The sequence below is a fragment of the Novosphingobium sp. BL-S-32 genome (genome assembly GCF_056857055.1).
The window spans coordinates 1271915-1295426 of record NZ_CM166476.1; the positions used below are offsets into that span (position 1 = coordinate 1271915).

Consider the following 23512-nt stretch of genomic DNA (forward strand, 5'->3'; position numbering starts at 1 on the left):
TCCCGGACCGGCCCCGCATTCCTTCAGCCCTTGGCCTGCTCGGGCCCGCCGATGGCGCGCACGTAAGCCACGGCGGCACGCATCCGATCGGTCTCGACCGCGATCGCCGAACGCTGGGCGGCCAGCGCATCGGTCTGCGCGGTGACGACATCGAGGTAACCCGATGCGCCGTCGCGATAGCGCGACATGGCGATCTCGCTGGTGCGGCCTGCGGCGTCGGCGGCTTCGCGCTGGGCTTTGCCTTGTGCCTCAAGCTGGCGCATCGCCGAGATGGAGTCTTCCACCTCGCGGAAGGCGTCCAGCACCGTCGAGCGGTAATCGGCAGCGGCCTGATCGTATTCCGCGCGCGAGATCTTGACTTGCGCGCGACGAGCACCGCCGTCGAAGACGTTGAGCAATGCCGTCAGCGGGCCCAGCGCCCACATGCTGTTCGGCGCGCTCAGCAGGTTGCCGTGGGTGGCCTGCCACCCGCCCGAACCGCCGAGGCTGATGGTCGGGAACCATGCTGCGCGGGCGACGCCGATCTGGGCATTGGCGGCAAAGACGCGGCGTTCGGCGGCAGCGATGTCCGGGCGGCGCTGGAGCAGTTCGGACGGCGTGCCCACCGCAATAACCGGCGTGGCAATCGCGCCGTCGCGCGGGGCGACGTGGAAGTCCGATGCCAGCGCGCCGGTCAGCGCGGCCAGTTCGTGCTCGGTCTGCGCGCGATCGTTGGCGACCGATGCGACTTGTGCCTGCGCATTGCCGAGCACGGTACGTGCGCGGTTGACGTCGATGCCCGAGGCGATGCCGCCCTCGTGCCGGGTCTCGGTCAGTTCGAGCGCGTGCTTGAAAGCGTCCACCGAATCGTCGAGCAGGCGGGCTTCCGCGTCGAGCCCGCGCAGCCGCAGGTAGGCATCCGCCACCGAGGCCTGAAGGCTGAGTCGTGCCGAGGCGAGATCGCCTTGCGAGGCTTCCGCTTCCGCCTTGCCGGCCTTCACCGTGTTGCGCACCCGGCCCCAGAGGTCGAGCTCGTAGGACACGCTGCCGCCGACCACGAAGTCGTTGTAGGTCGCCGGGCCATTGGTGGCGAGCGGACGGCCGCCCGAGACACGCTCACGCGTGGCCGCACCGGAAACGCCGACCTGCGGGTAGAGGCCCGAGGCGGCAAGACCGGCGGCGGCATGCGCCTGGTCGTAGCGCGCGAGCGCGGCGGCCAGCGTCGGGCTCGCGGCGGCGGCGCGGGTTTCGAGATCGTCGAGCACCGGATCGCCGAACGCGGTCCACCAGTCTCCCCGCACGTCGCCATCGCTCGGCGCGGCCTGCGTCCAGCCCGCCATCTCGGCGAACTGGGCGGGCGCGGCGGGCAAGGCGCTCTGCGGCGATTTATAGTCGGGCGCCATCGAGCAGCCGGCAAGGCCGGTGCCCGCAAGCAGCACCGCGGTCATGGCGGCAAGCGCCGCGCGGTTAGCCGCCATGGGCCGCACCTTTGCCCGGAGCATCAGCCTTGGCCGGAGCGTCGGCAGCCGCCTGCGACTGCACATGGTCGCCGGTGCGGATCGAGTCCGGCGGCGAGTCCACCACGCGGTCACCCAGATTGACGCCGACCGAGACGATCACCGACTTGCCCTGATCGCGGGCGATGGTGATCGGGCGCACGGTGACGCGGTTGTCCGCGCCGAGCACGGCGACGCTCGGGCCCTTGTCGGTGTTGAGCACCGCGCTGCCCGGCAGGGTCACGCCCTTCAGCGTGGCATCGACGTCGAAGTGGGCCTGCACGAAGGCGCCCGGCTTGAGCGCGCCTTCCGAGTTGTCGGCCTGCACTTCGACCAGCACCGCGCCCGACTGGGCGTCGACCGCGCCGGCGCTGCGGCTGACCGTGCCGGGGAACGTGCGGCCGGGGAACTCGGGCAGGCTCAGCGCGACGGCGACGCCGGGGTTGACCAGCGCCGAGTAGATCTGCGGCACCCGCACATAGACGCGCATCTTGTGCGTGTCGGATACGGTGAACAGCGGCTGGGCGGCGGCATTGCCTGCCACCACCAGCGCGCCGATCTGCGCCGAGCGGCTGGTGACGACGCCTGCGAACGGAGCTGAAAGCTGGGTGAAGCCGTGCTGCGCCTCAAGCTCGCGCACATTGGCGAGCGCGGCATTGGCGAGCGCGGTCTTGGCCGCGAGGTCGCCCGCCTTCTCGTCCACTTCCTGCTGCGAGACGGCATCCTTGCCGAGCATCGCGCTCCAGCGCTTGGAGGTCGTCGCCGCAAGGCGCTGGTTGGCCAGCGCGGTCTGGTAGTCCGCCTTGGCCTGCGCCAGCTGCTGGTCGATTTCCGGCGCGTCCAGAATGGCCAGCGGCTGGCCGGCCTTCACGTGATCGCCGATATCGGCCAGCCACTTGCTGACGTAGCCGTTGGTGCGCGCATTGATCGCGGCGCTGTTCCATGCCTGCGCAGTGCCGGGAAGGACGAGCCCGCCCTGCCCTGCGGCAGTCTGGGGCACGACCACCGAGACGGTGGGCAACGCGGCGTCGGCGGCCACCGTTTCCAGTTCCTTGCGGGCCTGGATGCGGGTGGCGGTGCCGATGCCGACCACCGCGAGCGCCACCAGCGCGGCGCCGACGCCGATGCGCTTCAGCGTGCGGCTGTCGGGGCCGGTCGGGGTTTCGCCCTCGGGGCTTTCGGGGATCGCGTGGTTCTGGGGATCAAGCATGGGCGGCCTGCACTTCCATGGGAGCGACCTTCTCGCGGCGACGGCCGTGGAAGAAGGCGAAGACGGTGGGAACGAAGAACAGCGTGGCGATCGTCGCACAGACGAGACCACCGATCACGGCGCGGCCGAGCGGAGCGTTCTGCTCGCCGCCCTCGCCAAGGCCAAGGGCCATCGGCGCCATGCCGATGATCATGGCGAGCGCGGTCATCAGCACGGGGCGGAAGCGGACGAGGCCGGCTTCCATCGCCGCCTTCACCGGATCGCCCAGCTCGGCCAGCTTTTCGCGGGCGAAGCTGACGACCAGGATCGAGTTGGCGGTGGCCACGCCCATGCACATGATCGCGCCGGTAAGGGCCGGGACCGACAGCGTGGTCCCGGTCGCGAACAGCATCCAGACGATACCGGCCAGAGCGGCGGGCAGCGCGGTGATGATGATGAACGGATCGAGCCAAGACTGGAAGTTCACGACGATCAGCAAGTAGATCAGCACGACTGCCGCGAGCAGGCCCCAGCCGAGGCCGGAGAAGGCCGTGTTCATCGTCTGGTACTGGCCGCGGATGGTCACGCTGGCGCCCTTGGGCATTTCACCCTTGAGCGAGTTGATCGCGTGCTGCACGTCGCCCGCCACGGCACCAAGGTCACGGCCCTGGATGGTCGCGAAAATGTCGATGACCGGGGCGATGTTATAGTGCGAGACGACCGGTGCGGTGGTCGAACGGGTTACCGTGGCCAGCGCGCCCAGCGGCTGCGGACCGGCAGTGCCCGATCCGGAGACCGGCAGGTTGGCCAGCTTGCTCATCGAATCGACGGCATAGTCCGGCGCCTGCGCGACCACGGCATATTGCACGCCGTTGTCCGGGTTCACGAAGTACACCGGCGCGGTCTGCGAGGTACCGGCAAGCGAGTTGCCGAGGCTGGTGGTCACGTCCCTTTCGGTCAGGCCGTACTGCCCGGCCCGCGCGCGGTCGACATTGACGTCGAGCTGCGGCGAGTTGGCAGGCTGCTGGATGCGCAAGTCGGCCAGGCCGGGAATGCCGTTCAGCTTCACCATCAGCTTGTGCGCGAAGGCACGCGCCGCCGCGGGATCCTTGCCGGAGATCTGGACGTCGATCGGCGAAGGCGAACCGAAGTTCAGGATCTGGCTGGTGATGTCGGCGGGCAGGAACGAGAACTGCGTGCCGGGGAAGCGGCGGGGCAGTTCGCGGCGCAGCTGCGCGACGTAGCCGTCGGTCGGCTTGTGGCCTTCCTTCAGCGTGATCAGCATGTCGCCGTCCTGCGGACCGATGGTGCCGCTGTTGTTGTAGACGGTGTTGATCGAGCTGACCGGCAGACCGATGTTGTCGGTGACCGATTCCAGCTGGGCGCTCGGGATGATCTTGCGCACTTCGGTGGTGATCTGTTCGAAGTTGCGCGCGGCTTCGTCGATGCGGGTGCCGACCGGCACGCGGATGTGCATGGCGATCTGGCCGGAATCGACCGACGGGAAGAAGTTGCTGCCCAGCATCGGCATCAGGCCGAAGGAGAGCACGACCACGGTGAGGAAGCCGATCATGAACGGCTTGCGCGAGCGCAGGGCGCGGGCAAGCATGCCGAGGTAACCGGCGCGGATCTTCTCGAAGCGGGCCTCGAAGCCGCGCTGGAACCGCACGAAGGGATTGCGCGAGGCCGGCGAACCGGCGTTGTGCGCATTCTCGTCATGCGGGGTGTGCGGCTTCAGCAGGTACATCGCCATGGTCGGCACCAGGGTGCGCGACAGGATGAACGAGGCGATCATCGCGAAGACCACCGAAAGCGCCATCGGCACGAACAGGTAGCCCGCAACGCCCGGCAGGAAGAACATCGGAACGAAGACGATGCAGATGCAGAGCAGCGAAACGAAGGCCGGGGTCACGATCTGGGCGGCACCGTCAAGGATGGCGTCCATCACGCCCTTGCCCTGTTCGAGGTGCCAGTTGATGTTCTCGATGGTCACAGTCGCGTCGTCGACGAGGATGCCGACCGCGAGCGCCAATCCGCCCAGCGTCATGACGTTCATCGTCTGCCCGAACACCGCGAGCGCGGCGACGGCGGCGAGGACCGCCAGCGGGATCGAAACCGCGATGATCACGGTCGAACGCCAGGAACCGAGGAACAGCAGGATCATCAGCGAGGTCAGCGCGGCGGCGATCGCGCCTTCATGAAGCACGCCCGAAACGGCGGCCTTCACGAACACCGACTGGTCGCCCACCGGCAGCACTTTCAGCGTGTCCGGCAGGGTGGAGGTGATCTTGGGCAGCGCGTCCTTCACGCCGTCCACCACCGACAGGGTCGAGGCGGCGCCGTTCTTGAGCACGGTGAGCAGCACCGAGCGGCTGCCCTGCACGTGCACGACGTTCTGCTGCTGGGCGCTGCCGTCGCGGACGAAGGCCACGTCGCGCATGTAGATCGTCGCGCCGTTGACCACCTTGACCGGCAGGTCGTTCAGCGCCTCGATCGAGGCGGGGGTGTTGTTCAGGCGGACCGAGTACTGCGCCGGGCCGATCTTGACGAAGCCGGCCGGGTTGATCTGGTTCTGCGCAGCGATGGCGTTGCCGACGTCCTGCGCCGAAAGGCCGCGCGCCTGCAGCGCGTCGGGATCGAGGTCGACCTGCACCTGGCGCTGCTTGCCGCCCGAGGGATAGGGCATGGCAAGGCCGGGAATGGTGACGAGGCCGGTGCGGACCTGGTTCTGGCCGATGTCGAACAGCTGCTGTTCTGACAGACCCTTGCCCGAGAGCGCGAGCTGGAGGATCGGCACAGTGGAGGCGGAATAGTTCAGGATCAGCGGCGGGTTCACGCCCGGCGGCATCTGCTTCAGCACGGTCTGCGAAATCGAGGTGACCTGCGCCGTCGCCGTGCGGATATCCGCGCCCGGCTGGAAGTAGATCTTGACGATGCCGGTGCCTTGCAGCGACTGGCTTTCGATATGTTCGATATCGTTGACGGTGGTGGTCAGCACGCGCTCGTAAGGCGTGACCATGCGGTCCGACATGTCCTGCGGCGACAGACCCGTATAAGTCCACGCAACCGCGATGACGGGGATCTTGATCTCCGGAAAGATGTCGACCGGTGTGCGGAAAGCGGCGATCAGGCCGCCGATCGCGATAAGAATGGCCATGACGATAAATGTCAGTGGCCGATGCAGCGCGGTCTTGACGATTCCCAGCATCGAATACTCCAAACGCCGAGGAGCCCGCGCGCAGGGACGCACGGCTCGCCGGCCAGATCGCCTCACCCCGGAAATGGTATGGAGAGCCGATAGCCGGAAGCCGCGCTAAGGCGCGGCGGGGACCGGGACGACCCTTCCTGTTTTTTCGAGAATCAGGCGCCTATCAGCTTGGGCCGCCCGGAAATAGATACTTAGTTTTGATTGCTGTCATGAAATTGAATCATGACTGGCGTGCGGCACACAGCCCACACGGGGCCCCGGCGGGGCACAATCCGCAGTATACTGCGCTTCACACGCGTTCGAGCAGTACCGCCAAGCCTTGTCCCACGCCGATGCACATGAAGGCAAGGGCGTAGCGGCCATACGTTCGGCTGAGCTGTTCGGTCGCACTCATCGCGATTCTGGCGCCCGACATGCCCAGTGGATGGCCCAAAGCGATGGCCCCGCCGTTCGGATTGACGCGCGAGTCGGTGAAGGGATCGACACCCAGATCGCGCAGTGTGGCGATGGCCTGACTGGCGAAGGCTTCGTTGAGTTCGATGACGTCCATCTGGTCCATCGTCAGGCCATTGCGGGCGAGCACCTTGCGCGCGGCCTCGATCGGGCCCGCCCCCATGATGCGCGGCGCGATGCCCGATGCGGCCATGCCGATCACGCGGGCGCGCGGGGTCAGGCCGTGCCGTTTTGCGGCCGCCTCGCTGGCGACCAGCATCGCCGCCGCGCCGTCGTTGAGCCCTGAGGCGTTGCCCGCCGTCACCGTGCCGTCCGCTTTCACCACCGGCTTCAGCTTCGCGAGCGCTTCGAGGCTGGTCGCGCGGGGATGTTCGTCGCGGTCGAACACCAGCGGATCGCCCTTCTTCTGCGGGATCGAGACCGGCACGATCTCGGCCGCCAGACGCCCGCTGGCCTGCGCGGCGGCGGCTTTCTCCTGACTGGCGAGAGCGAAGCGGTCCTGATCCTCGCGGCTGACCTGCCACTGGTCGGCGACATTCTCGCCCGTCTGCGGCATCGTATCGACGCCGTAAGCGGCCTTCATCGCCGGATTTATGAACCGCCAGCCGAGCGTGGTGTCCTCGATCTTCTGATCGCGGCCGAATGCGCTGCCCGCCTTGCCCATGACATAGGGCGCGCGGGTCATGGACTCGACGCCGCCGGCGATCATCAGATCGGCATCGCCGCTGCGGATCGCCTGCGCCGCCATGCCCAGCGCGTTGAGTCCGGAGGAGCACAGGCGGTTGACCGTCACCCCCGGCACCGTTTCCGGCAGACCCGCCAGCAGCGTGGCCATGCGTGCGACGTTGCGGTTGTCCTCCCCCGCCTGATTGGCGCAGCCGAGGATCACATCGTCCACGGCATCCCAGTCCACGCCCTGATTGCGCTCCACCAGCGCGCGCAGCGGAATGGCGGCAAGGTCATCGGCGCGGACGCTGGAAAGCGAGCCGTTCAGCTTGCCGATGGGGGTGCGGATGGCGTCGCAGACGAATGCTTCGGACATGAGAGATCAGCCTTCGAGAAACGGAATGAGCGCGGCGGCCAGCGCCTCGGGCGCTTCCAGCGGCGCAAGGTGCGCGGCAGTCAGTTCGGCATGGCGGGCGCCGAGAATGCGCGCCAGCAGATGCTCGCCGTGCCCTTCGAGCGGGGTGGAGGTATCGCGAGTGCCGGTGACGACCAGCGTGGGCGCGGCAATCCCGCCGATCCGGGCCCCAAGGTCCATGTCACGGATCGCCGCGCCGCAGCCCGCATAGCCCTGCGGGTCCATGGTCACGAGCTGGCGGCGCACCGTCTCGTAGAGCGCGGGGTTTTCCTCGCGCAGGTCTTCCGAGAGGAAGCGGCCCATCGCCAGATCGGCGATGGCGGCCATGCCGGAGCCCCGGACTTTGGCGACGCGGTCGTTCCACGCGGCCGCGTCCATCGTCGCGGAGGTGCAGACCAGCGCCAGCTTTTCCACCTGCTGCGGACGGGCCAGCGCCAGTTCCATGCCGATCATGCCGCCCAGCGACACGCCCGCGAGCGCAAACCGATCGATCCCGGCATCGTGCGCCACCGCCAGAACATCGCGCGCCAGCAATTGCATCGAGAAGTCGCCGGGCTCGGCGGTGGAAGCGCCATGGCCGCGCGTATCGATGCGCAGCAGCCGGAAGCGCGCGCGCAGCAGCGGCAGCACCGGGTCCCACAAGTCCATGTCGGTGCCGATGGAATTGAGCAGCACCAGCGGACGGGCGCCCTCGCGCCCCTCCAGCTTCCAGTAGAGCCGCGCACCGGGAACGCTGGTGAACATCAGAGGGCCTCTTCCAGCGCGGAGGCGAACGGGGCGCCGGTCTTGGCGGTGACTTCCTCCAGCGTGACGCCAGGGGCGAGTTCTACCAGGGTCAGCCCGCCTGCCCTGCGATCGATGGCGAAGACGGCCAGATCGCTGACGATCATGTCCACCACCCGCTTGCCGGTCAGCGGCAGGGTGCAGGCGGGCAGGATCTTGGGGTCGCCGTGCTTGGAGACGTGATCCATCACCACGATCACTTTCTTCACGCCGGCAACGAGGTCCATCGCCCCGCCCATGCCCTTCACCATCTTGCCCGGGATCGTCCAGTTGGCGAGGTCGCCATCGACCGAAACTTCCATCGCGCCCAGCACGGCCATGTCGATATGGCCGCCGCGGATCATCGCGAAACTGTCTGCGCTGGAGAAGAAGCTGCTGGTGGGCAGCGCGGTGATCGTTTGTTTGCCGGCGTTGATGAGGTCCGGATCGACATCCTCGTCATAAGGGAACGGGCCGATGCCGAGCATGCCGTTCTCGCTCTGCAGCGTGACCTTGATGCCTTCCGGCACATGGTTTGCGACCAAGGTGGGGATGCCGATACCAAGGTTCACATAGTACCCGTCGCGCAGTTCCTTTGCGGCACGGGCGGCCATTTCATCGCGGGTCCAAGGCATTATGCGACCTCCCTTTCGCGTACCGTGCGCTTCTCGATGCGCTTTTCGTTGATGGTGGAGAGCACCACGCGATCGACATAGATGCCGGGGGTGTGGATGCAGTCGGGATCGAAGGTGCCGGCGGGCACGATCTCTTCCACTTCGGCAACGGTCACCTTGCCGGCCGTGGCCATGTTCGGGTTGAAGTTGCGCGCGGTCTTGCGGAACATCAGGTTGCCCTCCTCGTCCGCGCGCCAGGCCTTGATGATCGACAGGTCCGCGCGCAGCCAGGTTTCGCGCACGTATTCCTCGCCCTCGAACACTTCCACCGGCTTGCCTTCGGCGACCACGGTGCCGACGCCGGTCTTGGTGTAGAACGCCGGAATGCCCGCTCCGCCCGCGCGAATGCGTTCGGCCAGCGTGCCCTGCGGGTTCAGTTCCAGTTCGAGTTCGCCCGAGAGGTACTGGCTTTCGAACAGCTTGTTCTCACCCACGTAGGAGGAGATCATCTTGCGCACCTGCCGGCTTTCCAGCAGCATCCACAGGCCGAACCCGTCCGCGCCAGCGTTGTTGGAAATGACCGTCAGGTCCTTCACACCCGCCGCGCGGATCTCCGGGATCAGGCTCTCGGGATTGCCAGAGAGCCCGAAACCGCCCGACATGATCGTCATGCCGTCGAACAGCAGGCCGTCGAGGGCGGCGGCGGGGCTATCGTAGATTTTCGACATCGAGTGTCTCCGTTTAGCCGAGGTCGCCACCGGCAACCGGTAGTACCGTGCCGGTCACGTAGCTGGCCTCGTCCGAGGCGAGGAACAGGATCGGGGCGATCTGCTCCTCAAGGGTTCCGTAGCGCTTCAGGAAGGCGGAGGAGGTTACCTGCTCCACCGCTTCCGCCATCCACGCCTGTTCCTGCGCATTGTCGCCTTCGGCGTTCCGGGCGACACGGCGGGGGGGAGCACTGGTGCCGCCCGGTGCCGTCGCGACGACACGAATGCCCGCTTCGGCGTATTCCATCGCAAGGCTCTGGGTCAGGCCGTTGATCCCGCCCTTGGCCGCCGAATAGGGCACCCGGCGAATGCCGCGCGTGGCGTTGGACGAGAGGTTGACGATCGTGCCAGCCCCCTGCCGCAGCATGGTCGGCAGCACCGCATGGCAGCAGTAAAGCGTGGGCATCAGCGAACGGCGGATTTCCGCATCGATCTGCGCGGGCTCGAACTCGGCATAGGGCCGCATCCGGATCGCGCCGCCGACATTGTTGATCAGGATGTCGATCCGCCCGAATGCCTCGACCGCCTTGGCCATCGCCATGGCCGCGCTTTCGTAAGTCTCAAGGTCGCAGCAGACGGAGACGGCTGTTCCGCCCGCCGCCACGATGGCCTGTTCCACCTCGGTCACGAATTCGGCGCGGTCGACCAGCACCACGCTGGCCCCTTCAGCGGCGGCACGGGTGGCAACACCGGCCCCGATGCCCTGCGCCGCGCCGGTCACGACCATGACCTTGCCTGCGAAACGTCCTGCGAAGATCATTTGCACCTCCTCAGACGTGATAGATGTCGATGACCTGATGAATGTAGTCGTCCTTCAGGACGATCTTCTTCTTCAGGATCTTGGGCGCATCGCCAGAGGTATCCAGCGTCAGGAACGTGGTTCCGAAGAACTGCTGCGTCTGCTGATAGCGGTGGCTCATCGTGTGCCAGTTGTAGCGCAAGTCCACCTGTCCCTCGCGGCTCTCCAGCACTTCCACATTGGCGATGAAGTGCGCCGAGCGCGGTTCCGGCGTCGAGGCGGAGGAGCGTTCCGTGTTCAGGCGGTAGACCCGGTCTTCCAGCCCCTTCCGGTTGGCGTAGTAGATCAGCGAGATTTCGGTCTGCGGGTCGGTGCAGAGTTCATCGTCGTCGGTCCACGCGGGCATCCAGTATTCGGCGTTTTCGGAATAGCATTCCAGCCACTCATCGAACCGGCGATCGTCCAGCAGCCGCGCCTCGCGGTAGAGGAAGGCGCAAATCTCGCAGTAGGACAGCGCTTCACGTGTCATGTCGAGCGTGCTCATTCCGCCGCCTCCATCATCGGCGGCTGATTGGCCGCGTCCTTCGCCAGACCGTCCAGCATGATCTGCGCCCAGAACTCATGCTGGCGCACGAAGAGGCCCTCGTCCTCGCTACGCTCGCTGGAGAGCAGCGGGTTCATGCCCATGGCAGCGGCATTGGCGTCCGGCCCGTGGATCCAGCGCTTGGCCCCACGGCTGAGGTCGTTCCACAGCTCGCCCGCGCCTTCGTAGGCCTTCTGGCAGCTGCGGAATTCCTCCAGATCGTCGGGCGTGCCCATGCCGGTGACGTTGAAGAAATCCTCGTACTGGCGGATGCGGTGGGCGCGGTCCTCGGCGCTCTCGCCCTTGGGGGCGTAGCAGTAGATCGTCACTTCGGTGGTGTGCACGTCGATCGGGCGGACCACGCGGATCTGCGTGGAGAACTGGTCCATCAGGAACACGTTGGGATAGAGCGCCAGATTGCGCGTCTGCTCGATGATGAACTTGGCCTTGTCCTCACCCAGCCGCGCGTCCAGTTCCGGCTTGTGGTTCCAGATCGGCCGCACTTCGGGATTGATCACCTGCGTCCAGAGCAGGATGTGGCCATGTTCGAAGCCATAGACGCCGCTGGCGGGCGCCTTGGACCAGCCGCTCGCATCCACCGCCTTGGTCCCGCCCTCTGCGCGGCGGCCCATGGTGGACTGGTAGTTTTCGTGAACGGAGCTGACGTGATAACCGTCGCAACCGTTCTCCATCTGCATCTTCCAGTTGCCATCGAAGGTGTAGGTGGAATTGCCGGTCAGCACTTCCAGCCCCTCGGGCGCCTGATCGACCATCTGGTCGATGATGACCTTGGCCTCGCCCAGATGCTGTTCCAGCGGCAGCACATCGTGGTTCAGCGATCCGAATACGAAGCCGCGATAGCTCTCGACGCGCAGGCGCGTCAGGTCGTGTGAGCCTTCATGGTCGAAGCTTTCCGGATAGGCGCCGGTGCTGGCATCCTTGGCGCGCAGCAGCTTGCCGTCGGGCTTGAAGCTCCAGCCGTGGAACGGGCAGACGAACAGCGGCTGGTTGCCCCGCTTGCGGCGACACAGCTTGGCGCCGCGATGCGCGCAGGCATTGACCACGCCGTTGATCGCGCCGTCCTTGGCACGGGTCAGGATCACGGGCGTGCGCCCGATGAACGTCGTGAAGTAATCGTTCTTGTTCGGAAGCTGGCTTTCGTGGGCCAGATAGACCCAGTTGCTTTCGAAGATGTACTTCATTTCCAGTTCGAACAGCGCCGGATCGGTGAAGACGTCCCGGCGGCAGCGGAACTCTCCGGTTTCGACGTCATCGACCACGGCGGTCGAGACCCGGTGCATGAGGCGTTCGTACATGATCCTGTCTCCCGTTATGGTTGCGGTCAGGCCGTTTCTGTTTCCGGTTCGACTTCGGCGCGGGCGCGGGACGAGAAGTGCTCATCATCCGCGTCAGCGGCGCGCTGCATCTGGAAGTCGAACTGGATGTAGGCGCTGTCGCCCTGGCGGCTGGGCACCGGCAGCAGACCCTCGCGGGTGCCGAAGGCGAAATCGTCGGCCGCGAAGGGATCGTCGCCGAAGTTGATCTGCGTGGTCAGCGTGCGATAGCCCGGCGCTTCGATGAAGAAGTGGACGTGAGCCGGGCGATTGCCGTGGCGGCCCAGCGCCTGCATCAGCTGGTCAGTCGATCCGCCCGGCGGCACCGAATAGCCGCTCGGCTGCTTGGAATGGAACGCATAGCGCCCGTCCTTGCCCAGCTTGATGCGGCGGCGGTTGTTGAACGGGGTCTGCTCGCCGGTCGGGTCGAAGTGCGAATACCAGCCCTTCGAATTGGCGTGCCAGACGTGGACGATGGCGTTCTCCACCGCCTCGCCATCCGGGCCGGTGACGTTGCCGGTCATGTGCAGGACCGTGGTGCCCTCATCCTCGTCGACGGAAAGGTTCACATTGCCTTCCACCAGCGGCGCGCCGGCGACGTAGAGCGGGCCCTCGATGGTGCGCGGGGTGCCGCCGGTCAGGCCGGCCTCGGCATCCTTGGCATCCATGTAGAGGTCCAGGAAGTGCTCAAGGCCGGTGCCGGGCACGATCAGGCCGATCTCGCCCGCGCTGTCCGAAAGGTACTTCATGGCGAGCCAGAACTCGCTTTCGGAAATGTCGTGGCGGACGATCAGCTCCATCACCGATTCAGTGAGGTCGCGCATGATCGCCTTGAGGCGCGGGCTGCCGCCGCTCTCGTTCACGCCGGCGGCGCGGTCGAGCAGCTGCTGGATTTCCGGGGTCTTTATGAAGCTGACGTCCATTTTATTCTCTCCCAAGGACTGAATTCAGTGGCTCCGGCGATCAGCGATCGTCGTCATGGATGGAGGATGGGTGCCGGGCGAGCGGCGTGACCTTCATGGTCATGAAGGGGTAGAGCGGCAGGGCCATGAGCGTGTCATGCAGCGCCGCATTGCTCTCGACATCGAAGATCGAGACGTTGGAATAGAGCCCGACCTTGCGCCAGATGTGGCGCCAGGTGCCTGCGGTCTGGAGCTTCTGGAAGTACGCCTTTTCGGCGGCCTTGATCTTCGCGGCGTGTTCCGCGTCGAAGTCCAGCGGGATGTTGACGTCCATTTCGACCATGAACAGCATGGTTCAGGCTCCTGTATTTACGGCGTGGAGGATGGGACCGGAGCGGTCGCGCCGGAAGAAAGCGATCTTGTCGGGATCGAGCGCGATGCCGAGGCCGGGGCCGGTCGGCACCTTGAGCGAGAAGTCCCCGTAGCCGAGCGGCTGCGTGAGGATTTCCTCGGTCTGCAGCAGCGGGCCGAACAGTTCGGTGCCCCAGGCAAGCTCGGGAACGGTGGCGAAGACATGGGCCGAAGCCGCCGTGCCCACGCCGCCTTCCAGCATCGTGCCGCCATAGAGGCCGATGCCCGCGGCGGTGCCGATGGCCGCCACTTCCGCAGTGGCGAACAGCCCGCCCGACTGCGCGATCTTCAGCGCGAAAACGCCCGCCGCACCGGCAGCGGCAATCCGCAGCGCGGTGCGCGGGCCGTGCAGTGCCTCGTCCGCCATCAGCGGCACCGCCTGCGTGGTGGCAAGACGGGTCATTGCCGCAATATCATCCCCGGCGATGGGCTGTTCCACCAGATCGCAGCCGACATCCTGCAGCATCGCCATGCCCAGCTTGGCCTGCGCCTCGCTCCAGTTCTGGTTCACGTCCACGCGCACGCTCGCACGATCACCCAGCGCCTTGCAGATCGCGCCGACATGGGCGACGTCCGCCCGCACATCGCGCTTGCCGATCTTCAGCTTGAAGATGCGGTGGCGGCGCAGGGACAGCATTTCCTCGCCCTCGGCAATGTCGCGCGCGGTGTCGCCGCTGGCCAGGGTCCAGGCCACCGGCATCTCGTCCCGCACGCGGCCTCCGCCGATGAGGTCAGAGACCGGCACGCCCAGTCGCTTGCCCGCCATGTCCAGCAGCGCCGTTTCCACCGCGCACTTGGCGAAATGGTTGCCGCGCACGCACTTGGCCACTTTCGCCATCGTCGCGCCGACATGGGCGATGTCGCAGGTCTTCAGGACCGGGACGATATAAGTGTCGATGGCGGACTTGATGCTTTCCGGGCTTTCCTCGCCATAGCTGAGGCCGCCGATCGTGGTGCCCTCGCCAATGCCCTCGACACCGTCGCTGTCCGTCAGGCGGACGATCACCATCGCCTGCGAATGCATCGTGGCCATGGCCAGCACATGCGGGCGGATCGTCGGTACATCGACGATTAAGGTATCAGCGCGATCGAGCGCAGCCATTGCAGAACCTCTCCGGTATGCTTAGGGTTTCGGCAACAAATTAGGGATGAGGCTGAGTCGCATCAAAGACCGATGTGGTTGCGCCCTGATACCTGACAGGTATTTCGATCATGGACCTTCGCCTGCTGAGGTACTTCGTCGCGGTTGCCGACGAAGGCAATTTCAACCGGGCCGCAGAGCGGCTCCACATCGCCCAACCGCCCTTGAGCCGCGCTATCCAGCAGCTTGAGGCGCAAGTGGGCGCGGCCTTGCTCGACCGCGCGCAGCGTCCGCTGCGTCTTACCCCGGTCGGCCAGCTTGTCTACGATCAGGCGCTGCAGATGCTGGCGCGGATGGAAGACATGGACGCGATGGTGAAAGCTGCCGTCGGCAGCGAGCGGCGGCGCTTCGTGGTCGGCTTCGTTTCCTCGACGATCTATGCCCGCCTGCCCGAACTGATCCGCGAATTCCGCAAGGAGGCGCAGGACGTCGAACTGGTGCTGGTGGAAAGCACCACGCTGGACCAGATCGCCGCGCTGAAGGAAGGCCGCATCGACGTGGGGTTCGGCCGTATCCGCTTCGACGACCCCTCGGTCCGCCGCACCGTACTGCGGCATGAGAAGCTGGTCGCCGCCTTCCCCTTTACCCATCCGCTGGCGCAGGGCGACGGGCCGGTCTCGCTGCACGACATCGCTTCGGAGCCGCTGATCGTCTACCCGCGATCCCCCCGCCCCAGCTACGCCGATCAGGTGCTCTCGCTGCTGCGCGACCACTCGATCGAGCCGCGCGTGGTGCATGAGGCGCGCGAATTGCAGATCGCCATCGGCCTGGTCGCTGCCGAGGAAGGCGTGGCCATCGTTCCGGAATCGGTCCACCGCGCGCGCAGCCACGATGTCGCCTATCGCGAACTGGCGGAGCCGGTGACCTCCCCGATCATCATGAGCCACCGCGCGGGCGATCACTCGGCCGAATTGCAGCGAATGATAACGGTGATCGCCCGCAAATACCGCGAATGGGGGTACGATGTGTCGCCCGCGCTGGAGGCGGCTCTTTGATCACCTGCAAGCAAGTATGTTTCACCCCAGACATTGACGGAGAGATGAAATTGCCCGAACGGATCGGCTCATGAGCAAGGCAGACGTCGTTATCGTAGGAGCCGGCCACGGCGGGGCGCAGTGCGCCATCGCCTTGCGCCAGAACGGTTTCACCGGAACCATCACCGTGATCGGCCGCGAGCCGGAGTATCCTTACGAGCGCCCGCCGCTCTCCAAGGAATATTTCGCGCGCGAAAAGACGTTCGACCGCCTCTACATCCGCCCGCCGACGTTCTGGGCCGAGAAGGAAGTGACCTTCAAGCTCGGCACCGAAGTCACGGCGGTCGATCCTTCGGCGCATGAACTGACGCTCTCGACCGGAGAGACGTACGGCTATGGCAAGCTGGTCTGGGCAACCGGCGGCGATCCGCGCCGTCTGGCCTGCACGGGCGCCGAACTGGCGGGCATTCATGCCGTGCGCACCCGTGAGGATTGCGACACGCTGATGGCCGAAGTCGATGCCGGCACGAAGAATATCGTCGTGATCGGCGGCGGCTACATCGGGCTGGAAGCGGCGGCGGTGCTGTCGAAGATGAAGCTCAACGTCACCCTGCTGGAAGCGCTGCCCCGCGTGCTGGCGCGCGTGGCGGGCGAGGAACTCTCCGAGTTCTACCAGAACGAACACCGCGACCATGGTGTCGATCTGCGCACCGGCGTTGCCGTCGAATGCCTTGAAGGCGACGGTCACCGCGTGACCGGCGTGAAGCTGGCGGATGGCGAAGTCGTCCCGGCCGAGGCGGTGATCGTCGGCATCGGCATCGTTCCCGCCGTCGGCCCACTGATCGTAGCGGGCGCGGCGGGCGCGAACGGCGTGGACGTGGACGAATACTGCCGCACCTCGCTGCCCGACATCTATGCCATCGGCGACTGCGCCTCCTTCGCCTGCGACTTTGCGGGCGGCAACGTGATGCGCGTGGAATCGGTACAGAACGCCAACGACATGGCGACTTGCGTGGCCAAGGCGATCTGCGGCGACGAGAAGCCCTACAAGGCGTTCCCGTGGTTCTGGTCCAACCAGTATGACCTGCGCCTGCAGACCGCTGGCATCAACGTGGGCTTCGACCAGACGGTGGTCCGCGGCGACACTGCCGCGCGGTCGTTCTCGGTGGTCTACCTGAAGCAGGGCAAGGTCGTCGCGCTGGACTGCGTGAACATGGTCAAGGACTATGTGCAGGGCCGCAAGCTGGTGGAAGCGGGCGCTTCGCCGGATGTCGCGGAACTGGCCGATGCGGGCAAACCGCTGAAGGAACTGATCTAAGGAAATGCGCGTAGGCGGGGGGAGCGTGACGGCTGCTCCCCGCCCGCACCCATGGCAACCTAAACCTGCGAATCCTGACAGAACAGGCCGATCGGGAAATCGCCCATGGGCGTGACGATCTCTCCGGCCGTCTCGAAGCGATAGCGCGGCGCCAGCAATTCGAGCACGGCGATCTGCGGCCAGTGCGCGCAGACGCTGCCCTCGCTGGCGGAGCGTGCCAGCAGGATCGCGCCTTCGGCCGTCTCGACCAGCCCCTTGTCCGGGCAGACCGGCCGGTAATCGAGCCCCAACCTGCTGTCCGGCGCGGCGCGCAGGATTGCGGCGGCCTGATCCATGGCGGCCACAGGATCGTCGAACTGCAGCAACGCGAAGCCCTCGAACACGGCCCGATGGGTGACGAACGTCAGATCACAGCAGGCCGGAATCGCCCCGGGCATGGCCAGCACTGCGCGGTTCACGGCGCGGTCGAAATCCGAGCCGTGCGCGGGCTGCGATTCGTCCAGCACCAATTCGTGCAACGTACGCCCCTGCCGCCGCCATTCGACTTCGGGCGGGGAAAGCTCCCCGAAAGCGCGGCCGACGTGGAAGGCCAGCGCCTCGGTCGCCAGCACGCGCGCGCGGCGGATCGCAAGGCCCATTGCCACTTGCGCGGCCAGATGCACCGCTGCACCGGAAAGCTTGCCCGGCCCTTCCAGCGTGTCGACCACATCGGCGGCGTCCATCAGCCGGTCGAACCGCTCGCCCCAGTCGCCTCCGAAGTGCGCCACCGAAACTTCGCGAAATGTCTCCACCGCCGTTGGCAACACGACATGGAGCCGGGCCCCTGCCGCCGTTGCCAGTTCGGCAATGACGATATCCGAACCGGCGGCCAGCGCGCCGAACACGACGCCGGGGCGGACGCGGTCCAGCAAGGCGCCGACTTCGTGCCGCACGCGGTCCTCTTCCTGCGGCAATCCGATGATCCCGCTGAAATAGAGGCTGGGCGGCGGGCGCAGATGATCGAACAGACCGAACGGCGCGCCTGTCCATTCGAGGATCTGCTGGAACTGGCGCAGCGTGGCCGCATGGTCTTCCCAGGCATCCGGCGCGGCTTTCAACGCATCCTCAAGCGCAAGACGCGCCGCGCGGGGATCGCCCAACAGCAGCCGGGCCTCGGCTGCCGTGGCGCCCAGCCAGTAACGCGTCTCCGGTTCGTAATCACCGCTGTCCAGCAGTTCGAGCACTTGCCGGGCCAGTGCCTGCGCCTCGTCCGGCTTGCCGTTGAGCAGCGCGATAGTGGCCGCGTTGATGATCGGATAGGTGGCGCGCCGCCCGCCCGCGGCGCGCCCGTAAGCATCCTGCGCCTGATCCAGCAGATCGCTGCGATCAGGTCCCAGACTGCGCAGGCCGCGATCCTTGAGCAACCGCCCCTTGAGGCTCAGCGCCTCGCTGTCACGCGATTCCAGCAGGCCGGCACCCTCGAACAGGCGCCACGCGCGAAGCACGTCGCCTGATCGGGCGATCTGCCGAATTCGGGCTAGGAGCGGAAGTGTCACGGTTCTCGTCGCCTGCGCAATCGTTAGCCGTCAGCCGCCGTTCTGCGGCGGCGGGTTCTTGATGTCGGGATCGATGGACAGGCTGATCCACTTCGGCTCGCCCTCGTCGGTCCACTGCAACAGATCGACATTGAGGTTGAACCCATGGCAGGTGCCCAGCTTGCCGCCCACGTTGTAGCGCGCCTTGAAGCGCAAGGACTTGTAGCGGTCCAGCCTCTTGTCATAGTCGACATATTCGACGCCGCCATAGTACGAGGACAGCGGATCCTTGGTGGTGATCCCCTCATAGGCCTTGGAGAACCACAGCTGCTCGCCCACCAGCGTGATCTGGACGGTCGAATTGCAGGTGATGGCAATGTAGTCCTGATCCTCCGGCGCGTCCTTCACGTGGTATCTCAGCTCGATCCGGTCGTGCCTGGCCGAGAGATGGACGTGGAAGTCGATCGGCGCCTCGGCACGCCAGTTTTCCGCCTGTACGTCAGGCTCAAGCCACGGCGATAGGCCGAATTCCGTATAGTTCTGCGTAGACATACTGCTTCCCCTTCAGTCGAACGGTTTTTCGAGTTTACGCTGCCAGATGCGCCAGTCGTTGTTCGCCGGGTCCGACGCGCTCAGCCGGTCCACATCGCGGCGGGCTTCCGCACGCATGGCCTCGGCCTCGTGCTGCTCGCCCAGCGCGTGGAGCACTTGCGAGGTGGAGTAGCGGACCAGCATCCAGTCTTCGAGATAGCTGGCGTTCTTCGGGTCGTCGTGCAGCAGGGATTCGACGATCGCGGCCTGCTTGCGGCGTTCTTCCAGTGCCTCGCGGTCGCGGCCTTCGGCGCGCAAGGCATCGGCCAGCCAGCCGTGGCGGTTAGCGATATCCTCCTGAACGCTCGCATCGCCCGGTGCCATGCGGCCCACTTTCTCCATGGTCTGCAAGGCCCGGCCGCATTCGGCAAGCACATCCTTCGGTCCCTTCCGGCTCACCGCGACCGAGCAGATGTTCCCCTGCGCATAGCCAAGTTCGCGAACGTAAGTGCGGTTGTCCGGCCGAAGTTCGACAAGCCGCAGCGCAAGGTCGCGATAGGCGCGAAAATGCGGCAGCGAGGCGTCATACTTGAACACGATGTAGTCGGCATAGCCGAGCCAGTATTCGCTCTGGGCGTGGGCGAAGACGCGCGTCGGATCCCTCGGATCGGCATCGAGCAGCGCGCCGGTAACGCGGTGCGCCTCGCGGAACTTGGCGAGCGCACCGGCAGAATCGCCGCGCTTCTGATCGTCCTCGCCCATGGCGTGCAGGATGCGGGCGCGCCGGTCCAGCGAATCGGCGGGCAGGTCCGTCAGGTTCGGCTGGTCGGCATAATAGGCCAGGGCCCGCTGGTTCACGGTCTGAAGCACATCGAGTCGGCCGACGCCCTCGAGCTTTTGCCTCAGGTCCGTCAGCATGAATTCGATCAGTCCCTCTGCCTGCTGGCGCTGGCGCTGCGCTTCCATCTGCGCGCGCACCGCGAAGATCAGCATCAGCGCCATCGATAGCGTAAGCAGCACGGTAAGGAGCGTGATGGCGATCACGCGCCGCAACTGGCGCTGGGCATCGCGCTGGATGATCTGGTCGAGCGCGACTCCGGTCAGGCCCGCCACGATCTTGAGCCGCGCCAGCTTCGGCCCGTCGGAATCGCCGCGGAAATCGGCAGCGATCGGCTCGTGCACCACTCCGTTCGCATCGGGCTGGAGCAGCGCGCGCGGGAAACTTTCCTCCGGCTCGCCATCGACCAGCGCGGCGATGATCGGCCGGTCGGGATGGAGGCCGCGAAACAGCTCGATCTCGGCATCGACCCAGCGCGACTTGCGCGCGGCGGGAGAGCACAGCACCAGCAGCGCCGCCGATTGCGAGAGCGCCAGCCGTACCTCGCGGTCGAGACTGGTGGCGGCGGGCAGTTCCGCGCGGTCGCGGAAGATCGGGGTGAGTCGCTTGGGCACCGGCCCGTGCGGCGAGGCGGTGCCGACAAGGCGCGGTGGTATGCGATAGGCTTCCAGCCAGCGATGCAGGCGGCGGGCAAAGCGCTCGTCGGTGTGGCTATAGCTCAGGAAGGCCCGATAGCTGCGTGCGTCCGCCGCTGTGACGATGCCTTCATTAACCATTACTTTGTGCCTGCGCCCCCGTGCAGCTTGTCTCCGCCCCGGTCCCGTCCTGGGTCACAAACCACCTATCAGAAGCGTGTCGCGGTGCAACAACCGTAACGCGCTGGCACGATGCCGCCCGCGCGCGAAAAATCGCGTGCGGGCGGCATCAGCATGGCTCTAGTCAGGCTTGATGTCGTGACGGCCGAGGAAGGCGAAGATCGTCTCCCACACGTGCCGCGCAGTCGTCCCGCGGACGGCGGAATGGGTCTGGCCGGGGTAGAGCATCATCTCGAACGGCGTGGACGCGGCCTGCATCTTGGCGATCAGCGCGGTGCTGTTCTCGAATACCACGTTGTCGTCCGCCATGCCGTGGATCAGCAGCAGCGGATCGGCGATTTTGGGCGCATTCTCCACCGCGTCGGCAGCCCGGTAGACGTCCGGCTGCTTGCGCGGATCGCCCAGATAGCGCTCGGTATAGCTGGTGTCGTAAAGCTCCCACTTCGTCACCGGCGCGCCCGAGATGCCCGCCGCGTAGAGCCCCGGATCAGCCTCCAGCATCTTCAGCGTCATGTAGCCGCCGTAGGACCAGCCATAGATCGCGATCTTGGCGGGATCGACGAACGGCAGGGTCTTCAGGTACCGCGCCCCGGCGCGCTGATCGGCCACTTCCACGGTGCCCATGGCGTTGCGGATCTGGCTTTCGAACGCGACGCCGCGATTGGCGCTGCCCCGGTTGTCGATGCGGAAGTAGATGTACCCCTTCGCTACGATCGCCTGTGGCAGCGCGCCCAGCCAGCCGCGTGTAACCGTCTGCGAGTGCGGGCCGCCGTAGTGCTCGAAGAACACCGGGTAGCGCTTGCCGGGCTCCATCTTGGGCGTGATCATCAGCCAGTGGAGGTCCGAACCGTCGTCGGCCTTGACCGTGCCGAACGTTGTTTCACGGTGCGCGGGCATGAAGGGCGCATAAGGATGCGTGCCTTCCACGCGGTTCTCCTCGACCCACGCCAGACGCTTGCCCGAAGCGTCCGCCACGTAGCTCTGCGGCGGCTGGTTCGGCGACGAACGGGTGACGAAGAAGGTGGTCCCGTCATTGCTGCCCAGCGCGGAATTGACCCAGCCGGTCTCGGTCAGCCGCTCCGGCTTGCCTGGCTTGGCCAGATCGAGCGCATAGACTTGCGGCGCCAGCACATCGTCCTTGGTGCCGGTGCAGAAGAGACGGCCTTTCGCCTCGTCCACGCCGACCAGATCGGTGACCATCCAGTTCCCGCTGGTAAGCTGCGTCCACTTGCCGTCCCGGAAGCGGTAGAGATGGCCGAAACCATCGCGCTCCGACCACCATATCAGGCTGCCGTCGCGCAGGAAGCGGTAATCGCTCGACAGGTTGAGCCAGCTGCCCTTCGGCGCGTTCTCGGTGAAGAGCACATGACTCTTGCCGGTCGCGGGATCGACCGCCAGCATGTCGAGCTTCGTCTGCGCGCGGTCCTCGCGCTGGACATAGAGCGTGCGCCCGTCCGGCGCCCAGTCGACGCGGGCAAGGTAGATGTCGGGATCGGGGCCAAGGTCCACCTTGACCAGCCCCGAACCGTCCGGGTTCATCAGGTGCAGCGAAACCAGCGCATTGGGCGTGCCGGCGGCGGGATAGCGCTGTTCGAAAGTCTTGGTGCCCTCGGCGCCGATCGCCGCGCGGGTGACGACGCCCACCGGGGCCTCGTCGAAGCGCTCGACGGCGATGTGGCTTTCCTCGGGCGACCACCAGTAGCCGGTGAGGCGGTCCATTTCCTCCTGCGCGACGAACTCGGCCTCGCCCCAGTGGACGGTCTTGGCGGTTTCCGCGGGCGTGACCGGACGCGGCGCATTGTCGGCCAGCGTGCCGACCCACAGGCGGCCGTCGCGCACGAACGACAGATAGCGGCCGCGCGGACTGAGCGCGGCGTTCAGCTCGTCCTCGGGCGAATCGGTCAGGCGGCGCACCGAACCGTCCAGCGTGGCCAGCCAGAGGTCGCCGTCCAGCGGCACCAGGATCGCCTTGCCGTCCTTGGTCCAGCTATAGCTGACGATGCCCTTGAGGCTGCCGACGCGCTTGCGTTCGCGCTGCATCTTCTCGGCCTCGCTCAGCGGACGGTTGGAGCCCAGCTTGAGCGAATCGACCAGCATGCGCCACTGGCCGGTCTGGCGGTCATAGCCCCACAGGTCGTAGCGCTCGCGGTCTTCGGCGCGGTTGCGCAGCAGGGTGAGCCAGCGCCCGTCGGGCGAAATCTTCACCTCGCGCGGAGCCGTGCCGTCGAGCGAGGGACTGGCGAAAACGCGCTCGAACGTAAGGCTGTTCTGCATTTTGGGGGCACTCTGCTCGGGCTGGGGCGCGGCCGCGAAAGCGACGGTGGGGGCGAAAGCGGTCGTCGCCAGCAGCAGGCTGGCCACACCCGCCCGGAACGTCAAACGCGTGGTCACTTGGTAGCTCTCCGATATTTCGTCCTGACCGTCCGGAGCCCGGCGGTGCGACGCAAGAGCCCCCGGACGCGGGATGCGCGGCCGAGGGAGTAATGCTGCCTCGATAGCGGTCCTGACGGCGAATTGCACCCCGTCGATGTGCGTGATGCTGATCTGCTCCCGCACAGCTCTCACCAAAACACTCCGTCGCCCCCGCGCAGGCGGGGGCCCCGCTTTTTCTTGAGTTCACGCAGAGACGCGGAGGCGCGGAGAAACCGTGCAACAATCCACCGTTTCCTCTGCGTCTCTGCGTGCTGAAAGAAGAACAGCGGGATCCCCGCCTTCGCGGGGATGACGAAGATGATGGAGGATGACGAACGTGACAGGACACATGGGCGAGGCGGATGGGGCCAATGAAAATGACGGGTCCGGCGGTGACAACCGATCCACCGAAACGACGCGGATCCCGCAAAATCCGCCCATTACAGCGACC

At 66.2% G+C, this 23512-nt stretch carries 19 protein-coding genes; 2 read left to right on the forward strand and 17 right to left on the reverse strand.

Annotated features, from left to right (window positions below; genetic code table 11):
• Nucleotides 1–23: 23 nt before the first annotated feature.
• The 13 genes from AC1VVK_RS05880 to AC1VVK_RS05940 all read right to left on the reverse strand — a co-directional run bounded on the left by AC1VVK_RS05880 (nucleotide 24) and on the right by AC1VVK_RS05940 (nucleotide 14620).
• On the reverse strand, nucleotides 24–1457 hold the full coding sequence (locus tag AC1VVK_RS05880) for an efflux transporter outer membrane subunit (protein ID WP_482904730.1): 1434 nt from the start codon (nucleotides 1455–1457) through the stop codon (nucleotides 24–26).
• Nucleotides 1447–2685, reverse strand: coding sequence for an efflux RND transporter periplasmic adaptor subunit (locus tag AC1VVK_RS05885; RefSeq protein WP_482904731.1), 1239 nt, complete (start codon nucleotides 2683–2685; stop codon nucleotides 1447–1449). The genes AC1VVK_RS05880 and AC1VVK_RS05885 overlap by 11 nt, the downstream gene beginning before the upstream one ends.
• The gene (locus AC1VVK_RS05890; protein WP_482904732.1) at nucleotides 2678–5872 is read right to left on the reverse strand and encodes an efflux RND transporter permease subunit; all 3195 of its coding nucleotides are present in this window, start codon (nucleotides 5870–5872) and stop codon (nucleotides 2678–2680) included. The genes AC1VVK_RS05885 and AC1VVK_RS05890 overlap by 8 nt, the downstream gene beginning before the upstream one ends.
• A 289-nt stretch (nucleotides 5873–6161) precedes the next feature.
• The gene (gene pcaF, locus AC1VVK_RS05895; protein ID WP_482904733.1) at nucleotides 6162–7367 is read right to left on the reverse strand and encodes a 3-oxoadipyl-CoA thiolase; all 1206 of its coding nucleotides are present in this window, start codon (nucleotides 7365–7367) and stop codon (nucleotides 6162–6164) included.
• A gap of 6 nt (nucleotides 7368–7373) precedes the next feature.
• Nucleotides 7374–8150: a 3-oxoadipate enol-lactonase gene (pcaD, locus tag AC1VVK_RS05900; RefSeq protein WP_482904734.1), complete on the reverse strand. Its 777-nt coding sequence runs from the start codon at nucleotides 8148–8150 to the stop codon at nucleotides 7374–7376.
• Nucleotides 8150–8803, reverse strand: coding sequence for a 3-oxoacid CoA-transferase subunit B (locus tag AC1VVK_RS05905; protein WP_482904735.1), 654 nt, complete (start codon nucleotides 8801–8803; stop codon nucleotides 8150–8152). The genes pcaD and AC1VVK_RS05905 overlap by 1 nt, the downstream gene beginning before the upstream one ends.
• Complete coding sequence (locus tag AC1VVK_RS05910; RefSeq protein ID WP_482904736.1) at nucleotides 8803–9510, reverse strand: CoA transferase subunit A; 708 nt, start codon at nucleotides 9508–9510, stop codon at nucleotides 8803–8805. The genes AC1VVK_RS05905 and AC1VVK_RS05910 overlap by 1 nt, the downstream gene beginning before the upstream one ends.
• A gap of 13 nt (nucleotides 9511–9523) precedes the next feature.
• Complete coding sequence (benD, locus tag AC1VVK_RS05915; protein WP_482904737.1) at nucleotides 9524–10309, reverse strand: benzoate diol dehydrogenase BenD; 786 nt, start codon at nucleotides 10307–10309, stop codon at nucleotides 9524–9526.
• A gap of 10 nt (nucleotides 10310–10319) precedes the next feature.
• On the reverse strand, nucleotides 10320–10832 hold the full coding sequence (gene benB, locus AC1VVK_RS05920; protein WP_482904738.1) for a benzoate 1,2-dioxygenase small subunit: 513 nt from the start codon (nucleotides 10830–10832) through the stop codon (nucleotides 10320–10322).
• Nucleotides 10829–12187, reverse strand: coding sequence for an SRPBCC family protein (locus AC1VVK_RS05925; protein ID WP_482904739.1), 1359 nt, complete (start codon nucleotides 12185–12187; stop codon nucleotides 10829–10831). Before AC1VVK_RS05925 ends, benB begins: the two co-directional genes overlap by 4 nt.
• A 26-nt stretch (nucleotides 12188–12213) precedes the next feature.
• Entirely contained in the window at nucleotides 12214–13128 is a 915-nt protein-coding gene (locus AC1VVK_RS05930) for a dioxygenase family protein (RefSeq protein ID WP_482904740.1), read from the reverse strand.
• Nucleotides 13129–13168: 40 nt separating this feature from the next.
• On the reverse strand, nucleotides 13169–13459 hold the full coding sequence (gene catC / locus AC1VVK_RS05935; RefSeq protein ID WP_482904741.1) for a muconolactone Delta-isomerase: 291 nt from the start codon (nucleotides 13457–13459) through the stop codon (nucleotides 13169–13171).
• Between the two features lie 3 nt (nucleotides 13460–13462).
• A complete protein-coding gene (locus AC1VVK_RS05940; protein ID WP_482904742.1) occupies nucleotides 13463–14620 on the reverse strand; it encodes a muconate/chloromuconate family cycloisomerase in 1158 nt (385 codons plus the stop codon).
• 110 nt (nucleotides 14621–14730) lie between these two features.
• On the opposite strand from AC1VVK_RS05940, the gene AC1VVK_RS05945 reads away from it, so the two are divergent.
• Nucleotides 14731–15654 carry a LysR family transcriptional regulator gene (locus AC1VVK_RS05945; protein ID WP_132386929.1) on the forward strand — a complete coding sequence of 308 codons (924 nt, stop codon included), beginning with the start codon at nucleotides 14731–14733 and terminating at the stop codon, nucleotides 15652–15654.
• A gap of 70 nt (nucleotides 15655–15724) precedes the next feature.
• The gene (locus tag AC1VVK_RS05950) at nucleotides 15725–16951 is read left to right on the forward strand and encodes an NAD(P)/FAD-dependent oxidoreductase (protein ID WP_482904743.1); all 1227 of its coding nucleotides are present in this window, start codon (nucleotides 15725–15727) and stop codon (nucleotides 16949–16951) included.
• Between the two features lie 59 nt (nucleotides 16952–17010).
• Here the strand turns inward: AC1VVK_RS05950 and AC1VVK_RS05955 are convergent, their stop codons facing one another.
• The 4 genes from AC1VVK_RS05955 to AC1VVK_RS05970 all read right to left on the reverse strand — a co-directional run bounded on the left by AC1VVK_RS05955 (nucleotide 17011) and on the right by AC1VVK_RS05970 (nucleotide 23040).
• Nucleotides 17011–18486 carry a TRAFs-binding domain-containing protein gene (locus tag AC1VVK_RS05955; RefSeq protein WP_482904744.1) on the reverse strand — a complete coding sequence of 492 codons (1476 nt, stop codon included), beginning with the start codon at nucleotides 18484–18486 and terminating at the stop codon, nucleotides 17011–17013.
• Nucleotides 18487–18516: 30 nt separating this feature from the next.
• On the reverse strand, nucleotides 18517–19017 hold the full coding sequence (locus AC1VVK_RS05960) for a nucleotide synthetase (RefSeq protein WP_482904745.1): 501 nt from the start codon (nucleotides 19015–19017) through the stop codon (nucleotides 18517–18519).
• A gap of 12 nt (nucleotides 19018–19029) precedes the next feature.
• Nucleotides 19030–20610, reverse strand: coding sequence for a toll/interleukin-1 receptor domain-containing protein (locus AC1VVK_RS05965; protein ID WP_482904746.1), 1581 nt, complete (start codon nucleotides 20608–20610; stop codon nucleotides 19030–19032).
• A 159-nt stretch (nucleotides 20611–20769) separates the two neighbouring features.
• On the reverse strand, nucleotides 20770–23040 hold the full coding sequence (locus tag AC1VVK_RS05970; RefSeq protein WP_482904747.1) for a S9 family peptidase: 2271 nt from the start codon (nucleotides 23038–23040) through the stop codon (nucleotides 20770–20772).
• Nucleotides 23041–23512 lie beyond the last annotated feature (472 nt).